We start from the raw sequence: 19,593 nt of genomic DNA, 5'->3' as shown, positions 1-19,593 counted from the left end.
TCAATTCATACCAATTTAAAAAAAAATGCGACAGATACATACGAACATACCTTTGTTCTGTTTAGCTTTCCTAATTTTGAATTTTGAATTTTGAATTTTGAATTTTGAATTGGTATTACCTTCTCGCAACTCGCATCAATAAGAATAAACCTATTCCCAAAAAAAGAAAGTTGGGCAACCAAGCCCCCATAAACGGAGAAAGGACACCTGCTTGTGCCATCGCCCCACTAACAAAGAATATTAAGTAGTACGAAAATATAACTATGACACTAATCCCAAAGCTGGTACCTCTCCCCGTTCGCTGGGGTATGCTTCCCATCGCTGCACCTACCAAACCAAAAACCACGCATACAAAGGGCAAAGAGATTTTTTGTTGAATCCGCACTTCAAGTTTACGAATTTTTTGGCGATCGCCACCAAGATTTTCCACTTCTAGTTGCTGTAGTGCTTCGGCAATATTCATTTCACCATAATCGCGGCTTTTTTCTGCTAGACTTAATGGCGTGCGCGGTAGTTGCAGTTGTTGCTGTTCAAATCTGACGATGTTACGATAAGAGCGATCGGCTGCGACAAAATAGATTGTGCCGTTGTAAAAATCCCAGACATTTTGAGAAGGATTCCACTGAGCCGATTCTGATACGACAATTTGATTCAGATTTTTGGTTGAGCGATCTATAATTGTCAACCCTTTCATTCGCTTACCATCAAATTGGTCGGCGTAAAATAAGCGTGTCAATATCCGATTTTTAGAGCCATCTGGCTGGACAACATCCTGGTATTCAGGATAGAAAATATTTTGTTGTTTAAAAGTGGGCTTGTCTGATTTAAGCGCTTTATCCAGAGTCATCGCCGCTTGATAATTTGCTGCTGGTGCAATTTCTTCGTTAAACACAAATGTCATTCCTGTGACTACAAGACTTAACATCACAGCAGTTAGCACCATGCGATAGACACTGACACCACAACCACGCAAGGCAATTAGTTCGCTCTCGCTAGAAAGACGACTGTAGGTCATCAAAGTAGCCAGCAGCGTAGACATGGGGAAGGCTAAAACGATAAAGTTGGGAAATTTTAACAAAAAAACTTGAATAGCAATGTCTATAGGTAGCCCAGATTCGACAATTTTTCTAACGAGATCGAATACAGCATCAATGGTGACGCCAATTGATGAAAAAGCTCCGACACCAAAGAAAAACGGCGCTAACAATTCGCTGGCAAGATAGCGATCCATGATCGTAAAAGGCAGCAGCGAATAGAGACTATTAAAATACGTGAGCTTCTTTGATATCATAAGCAATTTTAAAATTTAGATATTGGCAACCCTGGCAAAGCAAAACATCTCTAGTGTATTTAAGATCAAAATTAAATACTTAATAGCTAAAAATAAACTAATAAATTCATGCTGAAAAATCAAAAATCAAAATATCCTGGGAGATTATTAACTAAATAATTGTTAATTTAGACTTGAAAATTATCCCCCAAATAATATTGCCGCACGAGGGGATTGCTGTAGAGTTCGTCAGCAGCGCCAAAAGCAAGAATTTGTCCCTCACGCATGATATAGGCGCGATCGGTTATGGCTAGGGTTTCACGGACATTATGATCTGTAATTAAGATACCCATGCCGCGATCGCGCAGTTGTGCTACGATTTGCTGAATTTCTGAGACTGCGATCGGATCGACTCCGGCAAATGGTTCATCCAAAAGTAAAAATTTTGGCCCTTCTTGTCCAGCAGCTAAAGACCTTGCTAATTCCGTCCGCCGTCGCTCACCACCAGAAAGTTGAATTCCTTTACTCCTAGCTAATTTTTCCAACCGAAACTCCCGCAGTAAAGTTCTGAGTCGCCTTGCCCATTCCCATCGTGGCACATGAGTTTGCTCTAGCACTAACAGAATATTATCCTCTACCGAGAGTTGGCGAAAAACACTGGCTTCTTGTGCTAGATAACCAATACCCAGTCGTGCCCTTTGATGCATTGGCATTCCCGTCACGTCTACATTACCCAGCCAAACTTTTCCTTGATTGGGTTTTTCTAAACCTGTGGCAATGTAAAAAGTCGTCGTTTTACCAGCCCCATTGGGGCCTAGTAAACCAACGATTTCCCCCTGAGCAACAGAAAGATTGACACGATTGACAATTACTCGCTTGCCGTAAGATTTATGAATATTTTCTAAAACAATTTTCACGCTGGAAGCACCCTTTCTTGGTGGTAAATGCTAATTAGAAGGCTTCAAAGGTGGTGTTTTTGGGGCAGGTGTCGCAGTTTGTCCATTATTATCTGATTCTTGCACCATGTAGATGGACTCTACCTGACGGTTGGATTGGGGTAAAGCAACAAATCGCCCTTCATCAATTAAATAGGTTACTTTCTCTGCTCGGATACTGTTACCGCCCTGTTGCAAAATATAGACGTTGCCACTGAAATCAATTCGGCGTTCTTTACTAAAATACTGTGCTTGGGCAGATGTTGCCTGAAGTTGGCGAGCCGGATACAACATTTGCACATTACCGCGAGCGGTGATTACTTGATTTTTCGCGTCATATTCTTGTACATCAGCGCGGATAGTTAGGGGGCGATTTGCCTGAGATGTTTGTGCAGTAGCGGTTTGCACTTGGGTAGGGAAGGGAAAAGCGCCCAAAAGTGTAGCTGGCAGCATTAAAGCTAATCCAAAGCGACGTATCTGGGATAAGGGCAATTGATAGCAGGGCATCATAGCAATTGGGGATTTAGGATTTCAGCTTGCATTCTAATTATCTCAAGTACTTTATCCAGATTATGAAATATACAATCTGGAGTGATTTCTGATAACTACTGGCTGAAATAGTGACGCTACCCCCAACCTCAAGGTTTCAGGTAATTGACATCTGAATGAAAATGACGTAGACACAATACTCTTTTTTTAACAAAGACGCTATGCGTAGCTTGCTTCCACGTAGTAGTACGGGAAGCCCTCGGCTAGATGAATTTTGCCTACCAAGGATTTCAGGTAACGCATAATTAATTTCACTCCTATGTCTAATCAGTCGTTAGCACAATTTTAGGCAAAGATAAGACTTGATTTTCGCCCAGATTGCCAGCAGCAATCAAGTCTGGCCCTATTTGCTGTAATGTCGTCAACAACACTGCGCTCTCGCTCAATAGCTCATCTACGTCAATGCCGCTGTAACTAGATGGGTAACGGCGTAGGCGATTGCTGCCTTCTCCCAATAGAATTACAGCACCTCGCCAGTTCCGATTTTCCAAATGATACAGTGCCACAGCAATTTGGAGAATTCCTTGATAAAAGCTTTTTTCCGGTTCGCCAGCTTCAATCCACAAAGCCTCTAAAGTGTCATGACAAGCGTAGAACTGTCCAGAATTGAACTGTTCTACGCCTTGCCAAAACTCTTGGGGGATGATTTCGCTCATCCCATGCTGTCTCGTACTTCTTTGATTGTTTCCAGAGAGATTTCTTGTTTATCTCCAGCAAACTCATTGTCAGAGGTGAGGAACAACATGCAATGGCACTCTTTGCGTTCTCTCATTGGCACACAAGGACAGTTCCAATATGTGGCGTGAATCTCAGCTTCTTTATCTTCGTAATGGCGACAAGGACATAAAGGCGCACCCAGGTCGTCTTTATGTTTGGCTAATCCTTCAATCACAACTGCGGTGACAGAAGGTTCAGAACAGAAGTATGTTCCAGTACGCTTGGCGTATTGTTCGGAAAAATGCCGCATTGCCTCTAGGCTTTTATCGCTGGATTTTGTGTTATGTTCTGATGCGATCATGTCGTTCATAATTTAAATATTTCTTTGCATTGTACCTCAGCCTCATGTGGGGATTACTGGGTGTATTTCCCCAACCTTTTCCCCTCAAATTGTTTGACATTTGCTCAAAGGCTGATATATCCGGTGTCCTGGGATCGGAGAAAATCTCAGAAATCGCAGAAGTTGAACTTGTCAGCGGTCTTTGAAATTATAAAATTTGAATTGATTTATGAATGTAATGTTTTTTGTAGCTGGGGTTGCAGTGGGCGATCGCTTTGCAAAACTATACCAGGGTGTTCCCAACTAATTACCTCTGGTTCTGCTGGTGAGGAAATATTTGGCCATAAAACCCAGCGACTACCTTGAGGAAGAGTAGCAAGGCTCAGGGGGTTTTGAGTCAGCCAAATCAAAGGATAGCTTTTAGGAACAACTGAACTGGCATCTTCTAAGGCTGTGGTTGCTGCTAAGGTTTCTAGAACAAAGCGATCGCCTTTGATTAAATTTGTTGATGCTGTCCACAGTTGCACCTGTAATTCTTGTAGCTGTGCATAAAAGTACAAAGATGCTGCGGCAATTACTGCTTGTTCAAAGTTTTCTTCTTCCCAATTGCTAGTACTGTCAAGGGCAATCACTATTTCTTGTCCACCTGTCACCATTTCTAACTCCCGCACCCTTAATTCGCCATAACGGGCACTAGTCCGCCAGTGAATCAAGCGAGTAGGATCTCCTAGACGGTAGGGACGGAGCGATCGCACCAGCCCCGTTGTCGCTGTTTGCAAGGGTTTACCACGAGGATCGCCCCTTTTGCTCTCTTCTTGTCCCATTTCATCTATTAGGGGACAGGTAGCCAAGGGTAACACTGTGGGATAAACGATCGCTGTCGCAGCACAATCACGCTGACGGCGACACCAAAACAAACCCAAAGGCGCACCAGAACCAAGTTCAACTGTGTGCCAGCGATAAACACCCCGACGCACAGTCGGGTGGTAATATACCCAACGGTAACTACCTTGGCTAGGAATTGTTTCGATTGCCTTTTGTACTGGTTTCCCTAAGACGAAGGGGAGTATATCTTCAACTTGCAATAAACTTACAGGCTGCTGTGTCTGATTGCAGATTTCTAATTCCACCGTTAGATCGTCGCCTGCTGACACAGGTTGCATGGGACGGCGAGTGATGGATAGACCTGTGAGCGATCGCGGCGGTAAGATGGCTGCTACACCCAAAAGGGCAAAACTAATGCCGCTAATGGCGTAAAGCCAACCAGCCATCGTATTGATACCTGCGCCAAAAAAACAAATAGCCGTTGCAGTTAGTACCCAACCGCCGTATGCAGGGGCACTGGCGCGGGTTTCTAACCAATTGGTGATAGGTTTGATGATTTTCATGTTTCTTTTTTAACCCAATACCACCCTAAATTCACAGGGTCTTAGGGTATGTCAAAAAAACCATAATAGTAATATTATATGAAGCCATCTAGAAAAATCTGGAAGACCGCTCTTATAGGTTCCTATCAATGATAACTTTAAGCATTGGGAACCCCTAAAAATCGAAGTTTATGAACGCAGCCGATGACAAAACGATTGTTCGCGAATATTTCAATTCCACAGGGTTTGACCGTTGGAAGCGAATCTACGGCGATGGCGAAGTCAACAAAGTCCAATTAGACATCCGCAATGGACACCAGCAAACTGTGGATACAGTTCTCGGTTGGCTGAAGGCTGATAACAATTTACCAGAGCTATCAATCTGTGATGCTGGGTGTGGTGTCGGTAGTCTCAGCATTCCCCTGGCAGTCGATGGTGCCAAAGTCTATGCCACCGATATTTCGGAAAAAATGGTAGAAGAAGGCAGAGATAGAGCAAAGCAAACTTTGGGAAATAACGAAAATCCTACTTTTGCGGTGCAGGATTTAGAATCGTTGAGTGGTAGCTACCATACCGTTATTTGCCTAGATGTTCTCATCCATTACCCTCAAGAAAAAGCCGATGAGATGATATCTCACCTCTGTTCTTTGGCACAGTCGCGGATAATTCTCAGTTTTGCGCCGAAGACCTGCGCCCTGAGTATACTCAAGAAAATTGGCAGTTTCTTTCCTGGGCCAAGTAAAGCCACTCGTGCTTATTTACATCGTGAGGCTGATGTGGTGAAAATCTTAGAAAGCAATGGCTTTTCTTTGCAACGACGGGCAATGACAAAGACTCGCTTCTATTTTTCTCGCCTACTGGAAGCTACACGCAATTAAGGTTCAAATCGCAGCAAAGGTATAATAAACCTCTTGCTGCGATTTGACAATCTCAAACATGAGATATGGTAAATATTGCCGTTGGCATCAAGCTTTGTTTTGCTCAATGTTGGTATTCTGGAAAATAGAAAGGGGAATAATAAAGTGATTAAATATGCTGAACGTTGTATTTTTTCCGAAGAAGAATATCTAGAGGCATTCCATTCAATTTATGAGGGATTAACTCTAGGACATAAAGCTATCTTGGATAAGTTATATCAACATTGTTACTTGATGAAAGATAATCGCAGATTACGTACTTGGGAGTTATCTGAAGCTGCTGAATATGATGGTGATTCTCCGGGACAAATTGGTCATTTAGGTGGAAAATTTTGCAAATTTTTTGGAGTAAAAGATGATGAATTTGGTCAACCAGCACTTGCAATAGTTAATTGGTTTGCAGATGAAACGAATGGGTATTGGTACATTGAGCTAATTCCTGAAGCAGCTAGAGCATTTAAGCATTTTCGCCTCGAAACTATCTAATTACAAAGGTTGATAATGTTAGTTAATTTATACAGGGAAAAGGTTACAGCTTTATTTTCTAATATTGGGCATTTTTAGTTGCAGTCCGCTACGGCTATATTTTAAACACTAAGTAGACAAAGTAAAAATAAGTTTCTCGGCTCAAAAACTCCATCTGACTGCGAAAACTGCGATAGCGGGTAGTAGGTGTGGGAGACGAATGTGCATCCATTCCTAAGCCTCGTGCCATCAATACGGCTCGCTTCATATGCAATGGATCGCTGACAATAAGAAACTTGGTTAATTGGTGAGCATTCGCTACTTCCAAAGCATTTTTGAGGTTCTGGTGAGTTGTGCGAGATTGAGTCTCAATGAGAATATCAGCAGCTTTTACCTGGTGTGCGATCGCATAATTTTTCCCAACTATAGCTTCAGCTGGTTCATTACTCTCCCCAACTCCGCCAGTAAAAATGATTGTCTTAACAAATCCATTTTTATATAAGTTAATGGCGTGGTTAATTCGCTCTCTGAAAACAGGAGATGGTTCTTCTTTCCAAACTGCCGCTCCTAAAACAATTGCTGCATCTGCCTTGATATTATTATTACTCCTGCCATATAAATAAATACTTGAGGCAGAAGAAGCGATCGCCAGCGACAAGGCAGATATCAAAGCCACTGTCATCAAAATTAACCATTTTTTGGGAATTTTGTAATTGAGCATGGGGCGTTGTGCTATTTTTCATTCTTAGTTTCAATTTGCTCAAGGGCGATCGCAGTCTTTACGGTTTAACCTGGGACTGAATGCTTTAGTGTCGGTGTTTTTTGAGAGATGTTGCGATCGCCTCAAATATTGAGCGTTGTAGCGCTGAAGCTCAGGCTCTATCTAGTTAAACTAATTTTTGAATATCACCATAAGCACGGTAGAATCCGCCACTAGCTGATTCACGTATTTCTTGAACAAGGTAACGCGCACCTTCAATACGAATATCCTTGGGAAACTGAACTTTCCAGTTGTGGTTGTAACCATCAGAAACAACACGAACTCTCAATTTACTTCCTTCTCGAAAGCATTCAACAATAACCCCAGAGCTTGTATTTGTAGTAGTCTCTAGAACAGATGAGGGTGCAACTCCTTCACCTAATGGTGCTTTAATTACTACAGCTTCGGGAACTGTGCCTGTTTGAGCAGAGCCAATCGCAGTTTCACTAGCATCAATGCAAGCCAAATAACCATCTGTTGTAACAATATAAATATAGTTGTTGAAAAACTGCATAGATAAAGCCGAGCCACACCCTGTAGAAAGCTTCCAAAGACGCTCTCCTAGCTCATCAAAGCAGTAAATGGAAGAACTATTGTCTCCAGCAAACACATACTTGCCGTTAAGTGCGGTAGCGCAAGAGTAAACTGACGCATCACATTTGAAAACGGAGCCAACTTCCCCATTTTTATTAAAGCAGTAAACTTTATGGTCGCTTGTTCCGGCATAGACTGTTGATGCTTCTTGCCAACCAAACAGTACGCTGCCTTGAGTTTTTTGATGCCATAACATCCGACCTTCAAGGCGATCGTACATAGTCACGCCTTTGCTATGACCGTGATAAATCCCTGATTGGTCACAACGTACCATCCAGCCGGAATCGCCTTGGCTTAGACGAGTCCACTGTGATTCATCATCATGATCGATTGTCGTTACGCCACCATTGGCATCAGAGACGGCTAACAATCCATCTTTGATATCTAACCAAAAAATATCAACATTTTCATCAATTTTATAGCTCAGACGCGGTAGCTTGCCTGTCAGGTCGTAAACATTACCATCATCGCAACCAGCATAAATCCAAATATCATCGGCAACTAAACATTTAACACCATCAGGAAGCTTAAAGCGATTGATCGCTTGACCTTGATGATTTAAAGCAAAAACTTGACCTGCTTGATTCCCAACCCAGCAACGTTTGGCATCAATGAAAATTCCAAAAGCAGCCGAAGATGAAGCAAACTTCCAAATAATCGGAGCTTGTTTTGCGTTGGAAATAGTGCTGCTGACTTGGCGGCGTGTCACAGGACGCTTTTGGCGAACACCCATAACAGCTACCTCGTAACCTTTTTTGAGCTTTTCTTTAATTTTTTTACTAGCCTCTGCTTTCGCTTTCTCAGAAGTTGGATAAGCTTTTGTTTGAGTTTGCCCACAGTCGCCAATACGACCGTAACGTATAGTTAATTGGTTATCTTGAACTATCACTTCATAAAACTTGTGAGAGCTTCCACCAGCTTCGGAAAGCTCTAAATATGTCTTTTCTTCTGGGATAACTTCTCTCATAAAATTAATGCCAATGTTTAAATATACAGACAAATTTGGGATATGCAAATTAGCTATAGAATTAGACTTTGCCCCAATCTATTGTGGGAAGTATCTTGAGCTTTTAGCACTGATCTAGATCACGAGCTAATAAACTTTTTTTAAGTTATTTATAATACAAAAAAATTAATATATTACATACACTACTTAGTTAACACTGACATAACGAGGTTTTGTCGAGCGACACCAAGTCCTATTTTTTGGACTAGAGCATAATATTTCTCAAGAAGCGAGTAAATAGATCGGGACTTATGCAACTTGTACAGAGCGATCGCTATTTTATAGTATTTAAGTACATCAGTGGTGTTACAAGGGTCAGCCAGATACAATTATTACAACCGTTTTTAACGATTATATTCTCTAGGCTATTATTTAGGTGAACAAATTACGTCATTGATGCTGATAGTCTTTGGTATCGTGATTGGTGTAACATTTTTTGAATAGAATTAAGAGATTAACTTGGTATTTTTCTAAGCCTTGGCAGTATAAATATGGAATTTTTTAACAGGATTCCTTTAATGCCTTTAATATTCCTTTTATTGGCTTACATTCTTTTGGGATGGTATCTTGCTGCTAATCATATTATTTGGTTAGTAGGAGCTTTTGTTGTTGCTATGGTTATAGCTGTAGCAAGAAAAAGTTTTTCTTGGTTAGAGCGTTTAATCGAGTTTGGCTCGAAAACTTTAGTTGTTATCTTGTTTTTAAGTATATCAATTGCTTTAGTAGCAACTTGGTCAATATTATTAAGGCTCTTTATGATACCCTTAGCCACTACGCTTTTAGCTGATTTAGAAATGCGCTTTTCTGGCTACAATAAACTAGATTCATTTTGGGTTATAACTGTCCTAGCTGTATTAGGTTTGGTAGTAGGTGAAATAATAGACATTTTACTTTTCCCCAGTAGCAGATACTAAAGAATTAGGGATTAAGAAGCCGATACATTATTTATTAATTAACAACGCACATATATGCATCCCTACTTAAGCGAAACTATGGAGCGATCGCTGTCTTGAGTACAACAGGGCGTAAATAAAGTATCAATTTTCAATCAATGAAACGTGTGCAGGATAAAAATTACGCATAGCAGTACCAGCTTTTTAATCAAACCAGCACGATTACCCCCTATGAGTCAATCATTCTTTAGATGAATATAAATCTCACTAGTGGAAGAAGTTTTACCAATTCAGATTTTCTACTGTATTTGTAGAGTGCTGTTGTCTGGCAAAAGAATTTAGAGCGATGCTTACAGTGGTAAGCATCGCAGGGAAGTTAATCTAATGTTACCAGATGAATATAATTTGAAATCTGCTGTATCGCTGGTGACTGTCACATTCTCATCACATTTGTTGTTAACCATAGAAGTACAGGTACAACAGTGATTTAAGGTCTTATTGAATCGTGAGTTCCCAAATCTGGAGTATATAGATGATTCCTCTGTTGAACAAAGACTGTAAAACAAAGCCAAAAGTCCCAACTCAACACTATAAGGAAATAATGTGAGTAGACGTAAAAACTACAATTTGCTCGATCAAACAACATCAACTGAACTAGCAACACCCAAACCATCCCTGACATTATCAGACGCAGTGGCTCTAATTGTCGGTATTGTCATCGGAGCGGGGATTTTTGAAACTCCGGCTCTAGTGGCCAGTCAAGCAGGTAGCGATATTGCTGTACTGCTTTTTTGGCTAATGGGTGGTGTGGTATCTCTAGTAGGAGCGCTGTGCTATGCAGAGTTGGCCACTGTCTATCCAGATGTTGGTGGTGTCTACTATTATTTGAAACGTGCATTCGGGCAAAGAGTCGCCTTTTTATTTGCTTGGGCGCGGATGACAGTGATTCAAACTGGTTCCATTGCTCTTTTGGCATTTGTTTTTGGCGATTATGTTTCTCAGATATGGCGGCTAGGCACGTTTTCGTCTTCTATATATGCAGCCATAGCGATCGCACTTTTAACTGCTTTGAACATCGTCGGTTTGCAACAGGGTAAGTGGACACAAAACTTACTGAGTGCTGCGAAAGTTCTAGGTTTGTTGTTGGTAGTTATTATTGGGCTTACCGCCATTCCTAATTCTGCCACTCCTGTAGAATCTGCATCATCAGGAACTTGGGGACTAGCGATGGTGTTTGTGTTGCTATCTTATGGCGGTTGGAATGAAGCGGCTTACATCTCCGCAGAAATTCAAGATGGACGACGTAATATTGTGCGATCGCTAATGTGGAGTATTGGTATCATTACAACCATTTATCTGCTAATCAATCTGGCTTACCTACGGGGACTGGGATTAGCAAATATGTCACAGTCAGAAGCAGTAGCCGCAGATTTAATGCGCTCTCTTTGGGGTGAACCGGGAGCTTTGTTTATCAGTGTGCTGATTGCGATCGCGACTTTGGGAGCAACCAACGCCACAATCTTTACTGGAGCGCGTACCAATTACGCACTGGGACAGGATTTTTCGCTATTTGGTTTTATGGGACGCTGGCAACAACGTCCTAGCAGTCCTACCTATGCCTTATTCTTGCAAGCAGCGATCGCCTTAGCACTGGTTTTTTTAGGCACGCTCACCCGCAAAGGCTTTGAAACAATGGTGGATTACACTGCCCCGATATTTTGGTTTTTCTTTTTGCTTTCCGGCGTATCACTGCTGGTATTGCGCACCCGCGAACCCCACATAGTTCGCCCTTTCCGTGTGCCATTTTATCCTTTCACTCCATTACTATTTTGCGCCGTCTGCGCTTACTTGCTGTACTCAAGCTTGGTTTATACAGGTGTGGGAGCGATCGCAGGTGTTTTAGTCGTGGCAGCAGGTATTCCCCTATTGTTCTGGAATAACTACCGTCAACGTAGGACGTGAGACGAGTGAGCAGGGGAGCAGGGGGGCAGAGGAGCAGAGGAGCAGAGGAGAATAATTAATACCAATGCCCAATGCCCAATGCCCAATGCCCAATAACTATTGACAAAGGAGAAAATTCATGGACTTCAAAAAAATTCTGTTTTTACTGGTTACAAGCGTTAGTATTACCAGTTTAGGAATTGCTGGGTGTACGCCGCAACAACAAGATTTGGAAGCCGGAACACAACAACCTTCTACTTTAACAGGTCAGACCGAAACCGAAACACCAGCGGCGACAACTCCCACAGATCAAGTCCAAGAACGTCCTGGAGATGTTCCTTATGTACCTACACCACAGCCAGTGGTAGATGCAATGTTACAAGTGGCAAAAGTGGGTAAAAATGATGTGCTTTACGATCTTGGTAGTGGTGATGGAAGAATTGTCAATACTGCGGCACAAAAATTTGGTACGCGCGGCATCGGTATAGATATTGACCCCGATCGCATCAAAGAAGCTAATGCTAATGCCCAAAAGGCAGGAGTAAGCGATCGCGTCAAGTTTGTCCAACAAGATTTGTTCAACACTGATTTGAGTCAAGCAACAGTAGTTACACTTTATTTACTGCCAGAGATCAATGCCAAACTTCGTCCCAAGCTGTTGAAAGAACTTAAACCTGGGACTCGCATTGTTTCCCACGCCTTCGATATGGGTGATTGGAAACCACAGCAGACTCTCAATGTAGAGGGTAAAACTGTTTACTATTGGGTAGTCCCTGAACAAGTGCCAGCGAATTTGCGATAGAGATTAATAGCAATTTGTAATTAAAAGGTGTCAGATTCAAGTTAATACCAATTTGAAAAAAGAATACGACAAATAGACCATTTGTAGAGACGCGATTCATCGCATCTTTACCCAAGATTGAATTGGTATAAGTTTCCATCTCTTGAATCTGTAGCCTCATTTTTGAACTTTAGCAGCTTAAGCAAGAAATATGATAGGCTTAAAAGGAAAGAATGTTTTAATTACAGGTGGAACATCAGGTATAGTCCATTCCACGAAGTTACCACAGCATACTTTGACCGAGTAATTGCAGTCAATCTCCGGAGTGCTTATCTCTGCGCCCGTGAAACTATTAAACACTCCTTGCCCCCACTAATTGTCTTTAATTTTGAATTGATAATTTTGAATACTTCGACAAGCTCAGTACAAGTTTTGAATTGGAGCGAAGCGACTTGACTGTATATGCTTGACTTTCGGGAATCTTGGTCAGCTTGAGGTTAGGCTGGCGTACTTTCCACAATTAAGCCGATACATACTCCTTAGTGGAATTCAACGCCTATGATTAGCGCGATCGATAAGAACAGTCAGATGCAAGCAGAAGCCTGGGAATTATTGGAAAATTCTGTAATTTATTACCAAGGAAAACCCATTGGTACTGTAGCCGCCCACGACCCCGAGTCAGATGCACTCAATTATGACCAGTGCTTCCTTCGCGATTTTGTCCCTTCTGCCTTGGTGTTTCTCATGCATGGCAAAGCAGAGATTGTGCGTAACTTCTTAGTAGAAACACTGAAATTACAAAGTCATGAAAAGCAGATAGATTGCTTTGAACCGGGAGCAGGATTAATGCCTGCCAGTTTCAAGGTTCATTCTAAGGGGAACGAGGAATTTTTGGTCGCTGATTTTGGAGAGCAAGCGATCGCTCGTGTTCCCCCAGTTGATTCTTGTATGTGGTGGATTCTCCTGCTACGAGCTTATGAAAAAGCTACAGGTGATTTAACTCTAGCGCGTCAGCCAGATTTTCAAGCCGGAATCAAACTAATTTTGGATCTTTGCTTAGTACATCGGTTTTCCATGTACCCAACAATGTTAGTTCCCGATGGCGCGTTTATGATTGACCGTCGGATGGGAGTTTACGAACATCCTTTAGAAATTCAGGTGTTATTCTACGCGTCTTTGAGAGCTGCTAGTGAATTGCTTTTACCAGATGGGGATGGCGATAGCTACCTTAGCAAAGTCAATAGGCGATTGGGATCTTTGAAATATCATATCCGCAACTATTATTGGCTAGACCTAAAGCGATTGGGGGAAATCTATCGTTACAAAGATAACGAATTTGGTAAAGAAATTGTTAATAAATTCAACATCAATTCAGAATCAATTCCTAATTGGTTGACCGAGTGGTTGCCCGAAACTGGAGGATATTTAGCGGGAAATCTGGGGCCGGGACGGATAGATTTCCGCTTTTTTGCTCTAGGAAATCTGATGGCAATTTTAACTTCCTTAGCTAGCGTTAAAGAATCTCAAAGCATTATGAATTTATTCGCCCAATGTTGGCAAGACTTAATCGGCTATATGCCTGTTAAAATTTGCTTTCCCGCAATGGATGGTTTAGAGTGGAGAATTGTTACAGGATGTGACTCTAAAAACAGAGCTTGGTCTTATCACAACGGCGGTAACTGGCCGGTTTTACTGTGGTTATTTACCTCTGCGGCATTGAAAGCCGGTCGAACAGAACTTGCTCAAGCAGCGATCGCTATTGCCGAAAGGCGTTTATTTAGAGATAAATTCCCGGAATACTACGATGGCAACAATGGTCGTTTAATTGGCAAAGAAGCCCGAATTTATCAAACTTGGAGCATTGCCGGATTGCTAGCTGCTAAACAGCTTGTGGAAAATCCAGAGTACTTGGAATTAATCAGTTTTGCAGAGGGTCTTGAAGGCCCAGGCTGTAGCCTGTAGGTAGATTGTAGAGACGGCGATTCATCGCGTCTCTTGCCTGAACCGAACAGTATTGGGTAGTCAATACCTGGCAAAGTTTGGCCCTAAAAATGATTTAGTGGTGTAATTATACAGGGTGTTTCTGCTAACTAGTACAACTTGGTGTCAATCCAGCTATCATCTCAATTCAGCAGACAATAGGCAGAAAAGTTGTTTTGAGCAGCTGGTTAAAGGCAGACAAACTTTCGGCTGTACTAGCTATACTGACATAACATTACAAGCGGCTAAACTTTTGGTAAGTATAAGTTAGTAAATAGTAGATTTGTACCATAAAAATCCTGAGTAAAAGGTGACAGCGATCGCACAGCCTACTTTTCCATCAGGGAGTACGCCAACGAATGACCCTGCCTCTGAATACTCTTCTCAAATACCCGATAACTGATACACTATAGTTGTAAGAGGTATCTGAAGTGTCATACTTAGTAATATCAACAGATAATCTTTGCATAATTATCACGTTTTAACGTGTATTAACCATGAAAACTACTTCAGATTTAATTCCAGAATTTGAAAAACTATTCAGACAAAAATTACAACTAAATAATTGTAAACTTAGAAAGAAAAGACAAGAGAATAATTATGAAATTATTACTCCAGCTAAAGACATTTTTTTGATGTATTGGTCTGAGTTTCCAGAAGTTAACTTAATATATCAGGCTGTAGGGGTACGCACTCAGCAGACTAGTGTTTATGAACGAGCTATCCGCTCCCACATTAGTTCTAGTTTGAGTAGTATTCAGGAGAATCCTCACTCTGAATCACCATTATTGGTGAAATAGCTGATGCTCAGATAACACAGATAATATTTACTAAGCTCTCGCCAGTTTTGTTATATAACTGACGAGAGTTAATCGCCGAAAATGTGTCGATCGAGAGATAAAAATGCAATCCGAAAAAAATCAAGATCGGCTAGATTATAAAACCTTGTTAGCCAATGCAAAGCAAGCCTTAAAAGTTGAATATCAAAAATCAGCCGCTTTAGCATCCCAATTGAAAGCCATCAAAACTCAGTTAGAACAAGTTATGGCTGAAAACAAAACTCTGAAAGAAAGTGCCTATGAAGATGTAGTTAAGCACTTTGAGGCGCGTACTCAAGCAGCAGAAGCACTGGCGCTAAAAACAGAAGTACGCCAAAAATTCCTGGAAGCCAATGGTTGTAAGGATGATGAGAGCTTCGATGCTCTATGGGATATTATTAAAAATAAGATTCAGATCCAAGACAATGAAGTAAGAATCGTTGCTCAAAATGGCACTCCTAAGTTCACCTTAACAGGCAGCATGATGACTTTGAGAGATTTTATTCAATCCCTCAAACAAGATCCAATTTCGAGAAAATTTTTCTTGAGCTAGAGAGGCAAATTCATGAAGGCCTCTGGCTAAAAATAAACTAAAGATTCTAGTCAAAAGTTATTTATCTTCGTCTCCGTCTCCTGACGACCGTTTGATTTGACTTTGTTAAGCATTCCACTCCAAAGCAATGCACTCTTAATACTTATCAGTTCAGGAAAAAAGGGGAAGGGAAAAGGGAAAGAAAAAACCTTTAACCCTTCCCCTTTTCCATTTTCTCAAAACCCGATTTAGAATCACAAATTCACAAAGCGAAAAGTATTGAATTCACTTCAACATTTCAAATTGCGTACAGTTGTTAACATTGGCGTATATTTTAATTAGCCAATTCAAATTCCAGAGAGATTTAATGATGATACAAAATGATTTTATTGAAAGTTTTTGGTTATCACCTAATGATTTAATAAAATGGTTGTATGACGGCGAGCCTGCAAAAAGTGATTTGCTCAAACTTGTGCAAATATTTTATCAAGATTAAGTAGAGTTCTTCGTTTAATATTTGTTCCGATTAATTATAAATATAACGAGCCAGATGACACCACAAGACGCACGAAAATACGCACCAGCAACCGAGCGTAACCGCGAACCAATTCTAGAAGTACTTTTACAAGTGTTGCCGGAGAGTGGCACTATTTTAGAAATAGCAAGTGGTACTGGCGAACACGCAGTCTTTTTTGCATCCAAGCTCAAAGATTATCTGTGGCTCCCAACCGATGTAAATCCACAATCAAGAGCCAGCATTATTTCATGGACTGAACACAATGTATGTGATAACGTTTATGCACCGCTTGAGCTAGATGCAAAAGAACCAGTTTGGGCTGTGGAAAATGGTGGATTGGATTGGCTGAATACGAAGCCAATTGTGGCCATTGTCAACATCAATATGATTCACATTTCACCTTGGTCAGCCTGTCTGGGGTTGATGGCAGGGGCAGGTCGTATCCTAAAAGCAGGAGGTATCCTCTATTTATATGGCCCCTTCAAACAAGGTGGAGAACATATAGCTGCGAGTAATGCAGCTTTTGACGAATATTTACGCACTGAAAACCCAGAGTGGGGTGTGCGTAACTTGGATGATGTCATAGCAGTAGCTAGGGCACAAAATCTGATTTTGCAACAGATTTACCAAATGCCAGCTAATAATCTTTCAGTAGTCTTTCAACGTTCAGGGTAACTGAAAGTTTAGGGTTCAAAACCCTTCATTTGGATGAAGGGTTATTGGTGTAAATCATTGGTCTTTTAAGATGCGATAAATCGCGTCTCTACATCAGGGTTTTGGCCATTGTTTGCGTAAGTCCTGGGTTAATTGAACGCTATCTAAGTAAGCAAGTTTTTACTTTCTTCTCACCGCCGACTACGAAAACCCTGTTTACCATTAACTTGGTCAAAGAGTACATCGTATTTATCAAACAAAGCGATTCCAGGATTTACAAATACAGTCAGTTCTGATTGTGGCGAGATGCTCAAATTCCAGCGATTAAATCCGTCACGGGTTCCTGGTGTCAAACTGTAATCAAAAATGCCATTAATTCCTACTTTTACAGCATTTGCTGACCCTAATAGTCCGGGTTTGAGTTTACCTGCTGTAGAAGCTGACTTGAATTCAGTTAAACCATTAATAGTTCCAGTATCAGCGATCGCTCTGCTATTACACAAATTTTTCGCAGAACTCCCAGCAAGAGTTAAACAAACTTTGTTCAGTCGAGAGTCCCATCTTTTACCGGGTACACCATTAATTTCAGGTTGTTGACTCCAAGAAGCCATTTTGAAACCTGCTTGATTCTCGGCAGTTAAACCGAGAATTAGGCTGCCATTATTATTACTACCACTATTACCAACGACAATAAATCCGTTACTCAGATTGCCTGGTAATTTTCTCAACGGGTTATAGGGAAGTGATTTTTCAAAATAGTTAACACCGATAATTCCCGAAAATGGTACACCACTGTTTGCTGAACACTTAGGTTTGTTGGCGCTACATTGGCGATTAGTAACAAGCTGTACGGGAACAGGTTCGGCGGTGGGAATCAAACCAAACCGGACATTAGTGTAAACTAATTCTCCTTCCAGGATAGTACCATCACTTAATACTTCCTTGATATTTTGACCTGTTCTTTGGATGGGAGAATTACCTAAAAACTCTTTAGGAACTCTTAGCCCTGCTGACCCTGTATCTAATAAAATACGTTTTGGTTGACCATTTGCGATCGCAACTTCCAAAAAATAACCGCGAACACGTTGCCCAAGGGAAGGTTTTGGATATAAAGGTAAGCTTATGGTGTTAAAAGTTGGCTGGCGGGGTGTATTTTGCGAGATATCGCGCAACGCTGAATTTGGGAAAAGAGCCGCAAATGCCGACTGGCGTTGCGCTGCTGGTTCAGGGGCAATATCCCAAAGGCTTTCGTAGTAGAAAAAGCCGATACCTAAACCACGTTGTTGCACTGCTTCTACCTGTGATTTGATTTGTGGGATGGCAACTGGACGATTTCGTAAACCCGCCATAATCCCGATACCAGTTGGAATAATTTGTTGGGTTTCTAAAATTTCTGGACGGGTAATTTGAGCGATAAAACTTTCCACATCATTACGGTACACCTGCATCACCAACTCATCGACAATACCCAACCGTACCCAGTTTAGCCAGTCTTGCAGTTGCATTTTATAGGCGAAATTATAGTAATTAGGAGCAACTGAAAAAATAGCATTCGCTTTTTTAGCTTTCACTGTTTGGTAAAGGTCTACCATAAAGGCAGTAATTTTATCTGCCCGCCATTTTATCCATGCTTGGGCTTGGGGATTGGGTGGAGGAGGATTGCCAGTTTCTTGAGTATATAGACTAATCGTGTACTTATCGTAACCAAAATCCACAGGTAAACTCGTATGGTCGTCAAATTGAACGCCATCAGCATCGTATTTAGCAATCACTTCCACTACAAGTTCCCTGATAAAATTTTGCACTTCCGGGTGAAAGGGATTTAACCACGCTACTTCACCCGCAGCACTAATTGAAGTTTGAGTCCCATCCCCTTTTTGTGTTAGCCAATCTGGATGCTGTGATGCAAGTTCCGAAGTTAGAGGAACCATAAAACCAAATTCAAACCAGGGTATTGCTAGTAACCCTTGTCTGCGGGCTTGAGTAATAATATCTGCAATTACATCTTGTCCATCTGCTCCCTTGAAGAAAAAGGGTATCCCCTCTTTCTGCATGATGGCACTGGGGTATTGTGTATAACCATCATTCCAAACTACGGGATAAACAGTATTAAAGTTTAACTGCCGCAGTTGGCTCATGGCTGCTTGCACCTGTGAACGATTTCTAAAAACACTAAAATCGTTACCACTTAGCCACACTCCCCGAATTTCCTGACGGGGTTGAGCAGGTAGTTGGGCAACGGCAGGCGCAAAACTATTTAGTAGCAATACTAGAAAGAATGATATCAGACATAATAATGGCAACAGACGCTTTTTCAAAATCCACGGCGATGTCTGTTGACTCGTTACCTGTAGCTTGCTTAGACCTACTAGTACTCGTCTGTGTACAGGCTTAAATAGTAAGTTAGTTAGAGTTGCATTAATTTCTCTACTTTTTTCCCAAAACTGAGTTGTCATTACTTCTGCTTATTAAATGAGGTTAATTGGTTATATTTAATACCATATAAACGTTAAATTACTACATCAGAAAAACTGATGCAGTAATTTAGCTGCAAGATAGTTGACGCAGTTATAAGGTTAGTGGTGCCAAATAGAAATGTTTCAAATGTAAGCTGTAA

Annotated in this window: 18 protein-coding genes; 9 read left to right on the top strand and 9 right to left on the bottom strand. The window is 41.2% G+C overall.

The features are described 5' to 3' along the window. Positions 1-115 precede the first annotated feature (115 nt). The 6 genes from RMX89_RS25790 to RMX89_RS25765 form a co-directional block, all read right to left on the bottom strand. Positions 116-1,231 carry an LptF/LptG family permease gene (locus RMX89_RS25790; RefSeq protein ID WP_322670906.1) on the bottom strand — a complete coding sequence of 372 codons (1,116 nt, stop codon included), beginning with the start codon at positions 1,229-1,231 and terminating at the stop codon, positions 116-118. A 227-nt stretch (positions 1,232-1,458) separates the two neighbouring features. After that, positions 1,459-2,187: an LPS export ABC transporter ATP-binding protein gene (lptB, locus tag RMX89_RS25785; protein ID WP_322670907.1), complete on the bottom strand. Its 729-nt coding sequence runs from the start codon at positions 2,185-2,187 to the stop codon at positions 1,459-1,461. A 30-nt stretch (positions 2,188-2,217) separates the two neighbouring features. Further along, positions 2,218-2,715: an LptA/OstA family protein gene (locus RMX89_RS25780; RefSeq protein WP_322690955.1), complete on the bottom strand. Its 498-nt coding sequence runs from the start codon at positions 2,713-2,715 to the stop codon at positions 2,218-2,220. 302 nt (positions 2,716-3,017) lie between these two features. Beyond that, on the bottom strand, positions 3,018-3,410 hold the full coding sequence (locus RMX89_RS25775; protein WP_322670909.1) for a DUF309 domain-containing protein: 393 nt from the start codon (positions 3,408-3,410) through the stop codon (positions 3,018-3,020). Further along, positions 3,407-3,772, bottom strand: coding sequence for a ferredoxin thioredoxin reductase catalytic beta subunit (locus RMX89_RS25770; RefSeq protein ID WP_292854015.1), 366 nt, complete (start codon positions 3,770-3,772; stop codon positions 3,407-3,409). The genes RMX89_RS25775 and RMX89_RS25770 overlap by 4 nt, the downstream gene beginning before the upstream one ends. A gap of 206 nt (positions 3,773-3,978) precedes the next feature. Further along, positions 3,979-5,139, bottom strand: coding sequence for a DUF58 domain-containing protein (locus tag RMX89_RS25765; RefSeq protein WP_322690954.1), 1,161 nt, complete (start codon positions 5,137-5,139; stop codon positions 3,979-3,981). A 170-nt stretch (positions 5,140-5,309) separates the two neighbouring features. On the opposite strand from RMX89_RS25765, the gene bchM reads away from it, so the two are divergent. Together bchM and RMX89_RS25755 are read left to right on the top strand one after the other, a co-directional pair. After that, positions 5,310-5,996 (top strand): magnesium protoporphyrin IX methyltransferase, encoded by a 687-nt coding sequence (bchM, locus tag RMX89_RS25760; RefSeq protein ID WP_322682980.1) that lies wholly within the window; start codon positions 5,310-5,312, stop codon positions 5,994-5,996. Positions 5,997-6,140: 144 nt separating this feature from the next. Then, entirely contained in the window at positions 6,141-6,521 is a 381-nt protein-coding gene (locus RMX89_RS25755; protein WP_322690953.1) for a hypothetical protein, read from the top strand. Between the two features lie 94 nt (positions 6,522-6,615). Here RMX89_RS25755 and RMX89_RS25750 read toward each other — a convergent pair whose 3' ends face one another. Then, entirely contained in the window at positions 6,616-7,221 is a 606-nt protein-coding gene (locus RMX89_RS25750) for a YdcF family protein (RefSeq protein WP_322670912.1), read from the bottom strand. 166 nt (positions 7,222-7,387) lie between these two features. After that, entirely contained in the window at positions 7,388-8,809 is a 1,422-nt protein-coding gene (locus RMX89_RS25745; RefSeq protein ID WP_322690971.1) for a WGR domain-containing protein, read from the bottom strand. A gap of 542 nt (positions 8,810-9,351) precedes the next feature. Here RMX89_RS25745 and RMX89_RS25740 point away from each other — a divergent pair. The 7 genes from RMX89_RS25740 to RMX89_RS25705 all read left to right on the top strand — a co-directional run bounded on the left by RMX89_RS25740 (position 9,352) and on the right by RMX89_RS25705 (position 16,997). Beyond that, a complete protein-coding gene (locus tag RMX89_RS25740; RefSeq protein WP_416211803.1) occupies positions 9,352-9,774 on the top strand; it encodes a hypothetical protein in 423 nt (140 codons plus the stop codon). 582 nt (positions 9,775-10,356) lie between these two features. Beyond that, on the top strand, positions 10,357-11,715 hold the full coding sequence (locus tag RMX89_RS25735; RefSeq protein ID WP_322690952.1) for an APC family permease: 1,359 nt from the start codon (positions 10,357-10,359) through the stop codon (positions 11,713-11,715). A gap of 118 nt (positions 11,716-11,833) precedes the next feature. After that, on the top strand, positions 11,834-12,496 hold the full coding sequence (locus RMX89_RS25730) for a class I SAM-dependent methyltransferase (RefSeq protein WP_322690951.1): 663 nt from the start codon (positions 11,834-11,836) through the stop codon (positions 12,494-12,496). A gap of 537 nt (positions 12,497-13,033) precedes the next feature. Then, positions 13,034-14,437: a glycoside hydrolase 100 family protein gene (locus RMX89_RS25720; protein WP_322690950.1), complete on the top strand. Its 1,404-nt coding sequence runs from the start codon at positions 13,034-13,036 to the stop codon at positions 14,435-14,437. Positions 14,438-14,952: 515 nt separating this feature from the next. Beyond that, positions 14,953-15,255 (top strand): hypothetical protein, encoded by a 303-nt coding sequence (locus RMX89_RS25715; protein ID WP_292810531.1) that lies wholly within the window; start codon positions 14,953-14,955, stop codon positions 15,253-15,255. A 103-nt stretch (positions 15,256-15,358) separates the two neighbouring features. Further along, positions 15,359-15,826, top strand: a complete 468-nt coding sequence (locus RMX89_RS25710; protein WP_322690949.1) for a hypothetical protein — start codon at positions 15,359-15,361, stop codon at positions 15,824-15,826. 529 nt (positions 15,827-16,355) lie between these two features. Then, positions 16,356-16,997 (top strand): DUF938 domain-containing protein, encoded by a 642-nt coding sequence (locus RMX89_RS25705; protein ID WP_322690948.1) that lies wholly within the window; start codon positions 16,356-16,358, stop codon positions 16,995-16,997. A gap of 170 nt (positions 16,998-17,167) precedes the next feature. On the opposite strand, the gene RMX89_RS25700 is transcribed toward RMX89_RS25705, so the two are convergent. Then, entirely contained in the window at positions 17,168-19,432 is a 2,265-nt protein-coding gene (locus RMX89_RS25700; protein WP_322690947.1) for a glycoside hydrolase family 10 protein, read from the bottom strand. Positions 19,433-19,593 lie beyond the last annotated feature (161 nt).

This window comes from Nostoc sp. DedSLP04 (assembly GCF_034530775.1).
Taxonomy (GTDB): domain Bacteria; phylum Cyanobacteriota; class Cyanobacteriia; order Cyanobacteriales; family Nostocaceae; genus Nostoc.
This window is presented reverse-complemented; position numbering and strand designations above follow the sequence as displayed.

Bases quoted from the DNA above. Each gene is read 5' to 3' on its own strand.
- RMX89_RS25790 (WP_322670906.1), bottom strand. From the start codon at position 1,231: ATGGATCGCTATCTTGCCAGCGAATTGTTAGCGCCGTTTTTCTTTGGT.
- RMX89_RS25780 (WP_322690955.1), bottom strand. From the start codon at position 2,715: ATGATGCCCTGCTATCAATTGCCCTTATCCCAGATACGTCGCTTTGGA.
- RMX89_RS25775 (WP_322670909.1), bottom strand. From the start codon at position 3,410: ATGAGCGAAATCATCCCCCAAGAGTTTTGGCAAGGCGTAGAACAGTTC.
- RMX89_RS25770 (WP_292854015.1), bottom strand. From the start codon at position 3,772: ATGATCGCATCAGAACATAACACAAAATCCAGCGATAAAAGCCTAGAG.
- RMX89_RS25765 (WP_322690954.1), bottom strand. From the start codon at position 5,139: ATGAAAATCATCAAACCTATCACCAATTGGTTAGAAACCCGCGCCAGT.
- bchM (WP_322682980.1), top strand. From the start codon at position 5,310: ATGAACGCAGCCGATGACAAAACGATTGTTCGCGAATATTTCAATTCC.
- RMX89_RS25750 (WP_322670912.1), bottom strand. From the start codon at position 7,221: ATGCTCAATTACAAAATTCCCAAAAAATGGTTAATTTTGATGACAGTG.
- RMX89_RS25740 (WP_416211803.1), top strand. From the start codon at position 9,352: ATGGAATTTTTTAACAGGATTCCTTTAATGCCTTTAATATTCCTTTTA.
- RMX89_RS25730 (WP_322690951.1), top strand. From the start codon at position 11,834: ATGGACTTCAAAAAAATTCTGTTTTTACTGGTTACAAGCGTTAGTATT.
- RMX89_RS25720 (WP_322690950.1), top strand. From the start codon at position 13,034: ATGATTAGCGCGATCGATAAGAACAGTCAGATGCAAGCAGAAGCCTGG.
- RMX89_RS25715 (WP_292810531.1), top strand. From the start codon at position 14,953: ATGAAAACTACTTCAGATTTAATTCCAGAATTTGAAAAACTATTCAGA.
- RMX89_RS25710 (WP_322690949.1), top strand. From the start codon at position 15,359: ATGCAATCCGAAAAAAATCAAGATCGGCTAGATTATAAAACCTTGTTA.
- RMX89_RS25705 (WP_322690948.1), top strand. From the start codon at position 16,356: ATGACACCACAAGACGCACGAAAATACGCACCAGCAACCGAGCGTAAC.
- RMX89_RS25700 (WP_322690947.1), bottom strand. From the start codon at position 19,432: ATGACAACTCAGTTTTGGGAAAAAAGTAGAGAAATTAATGCAACTCTA.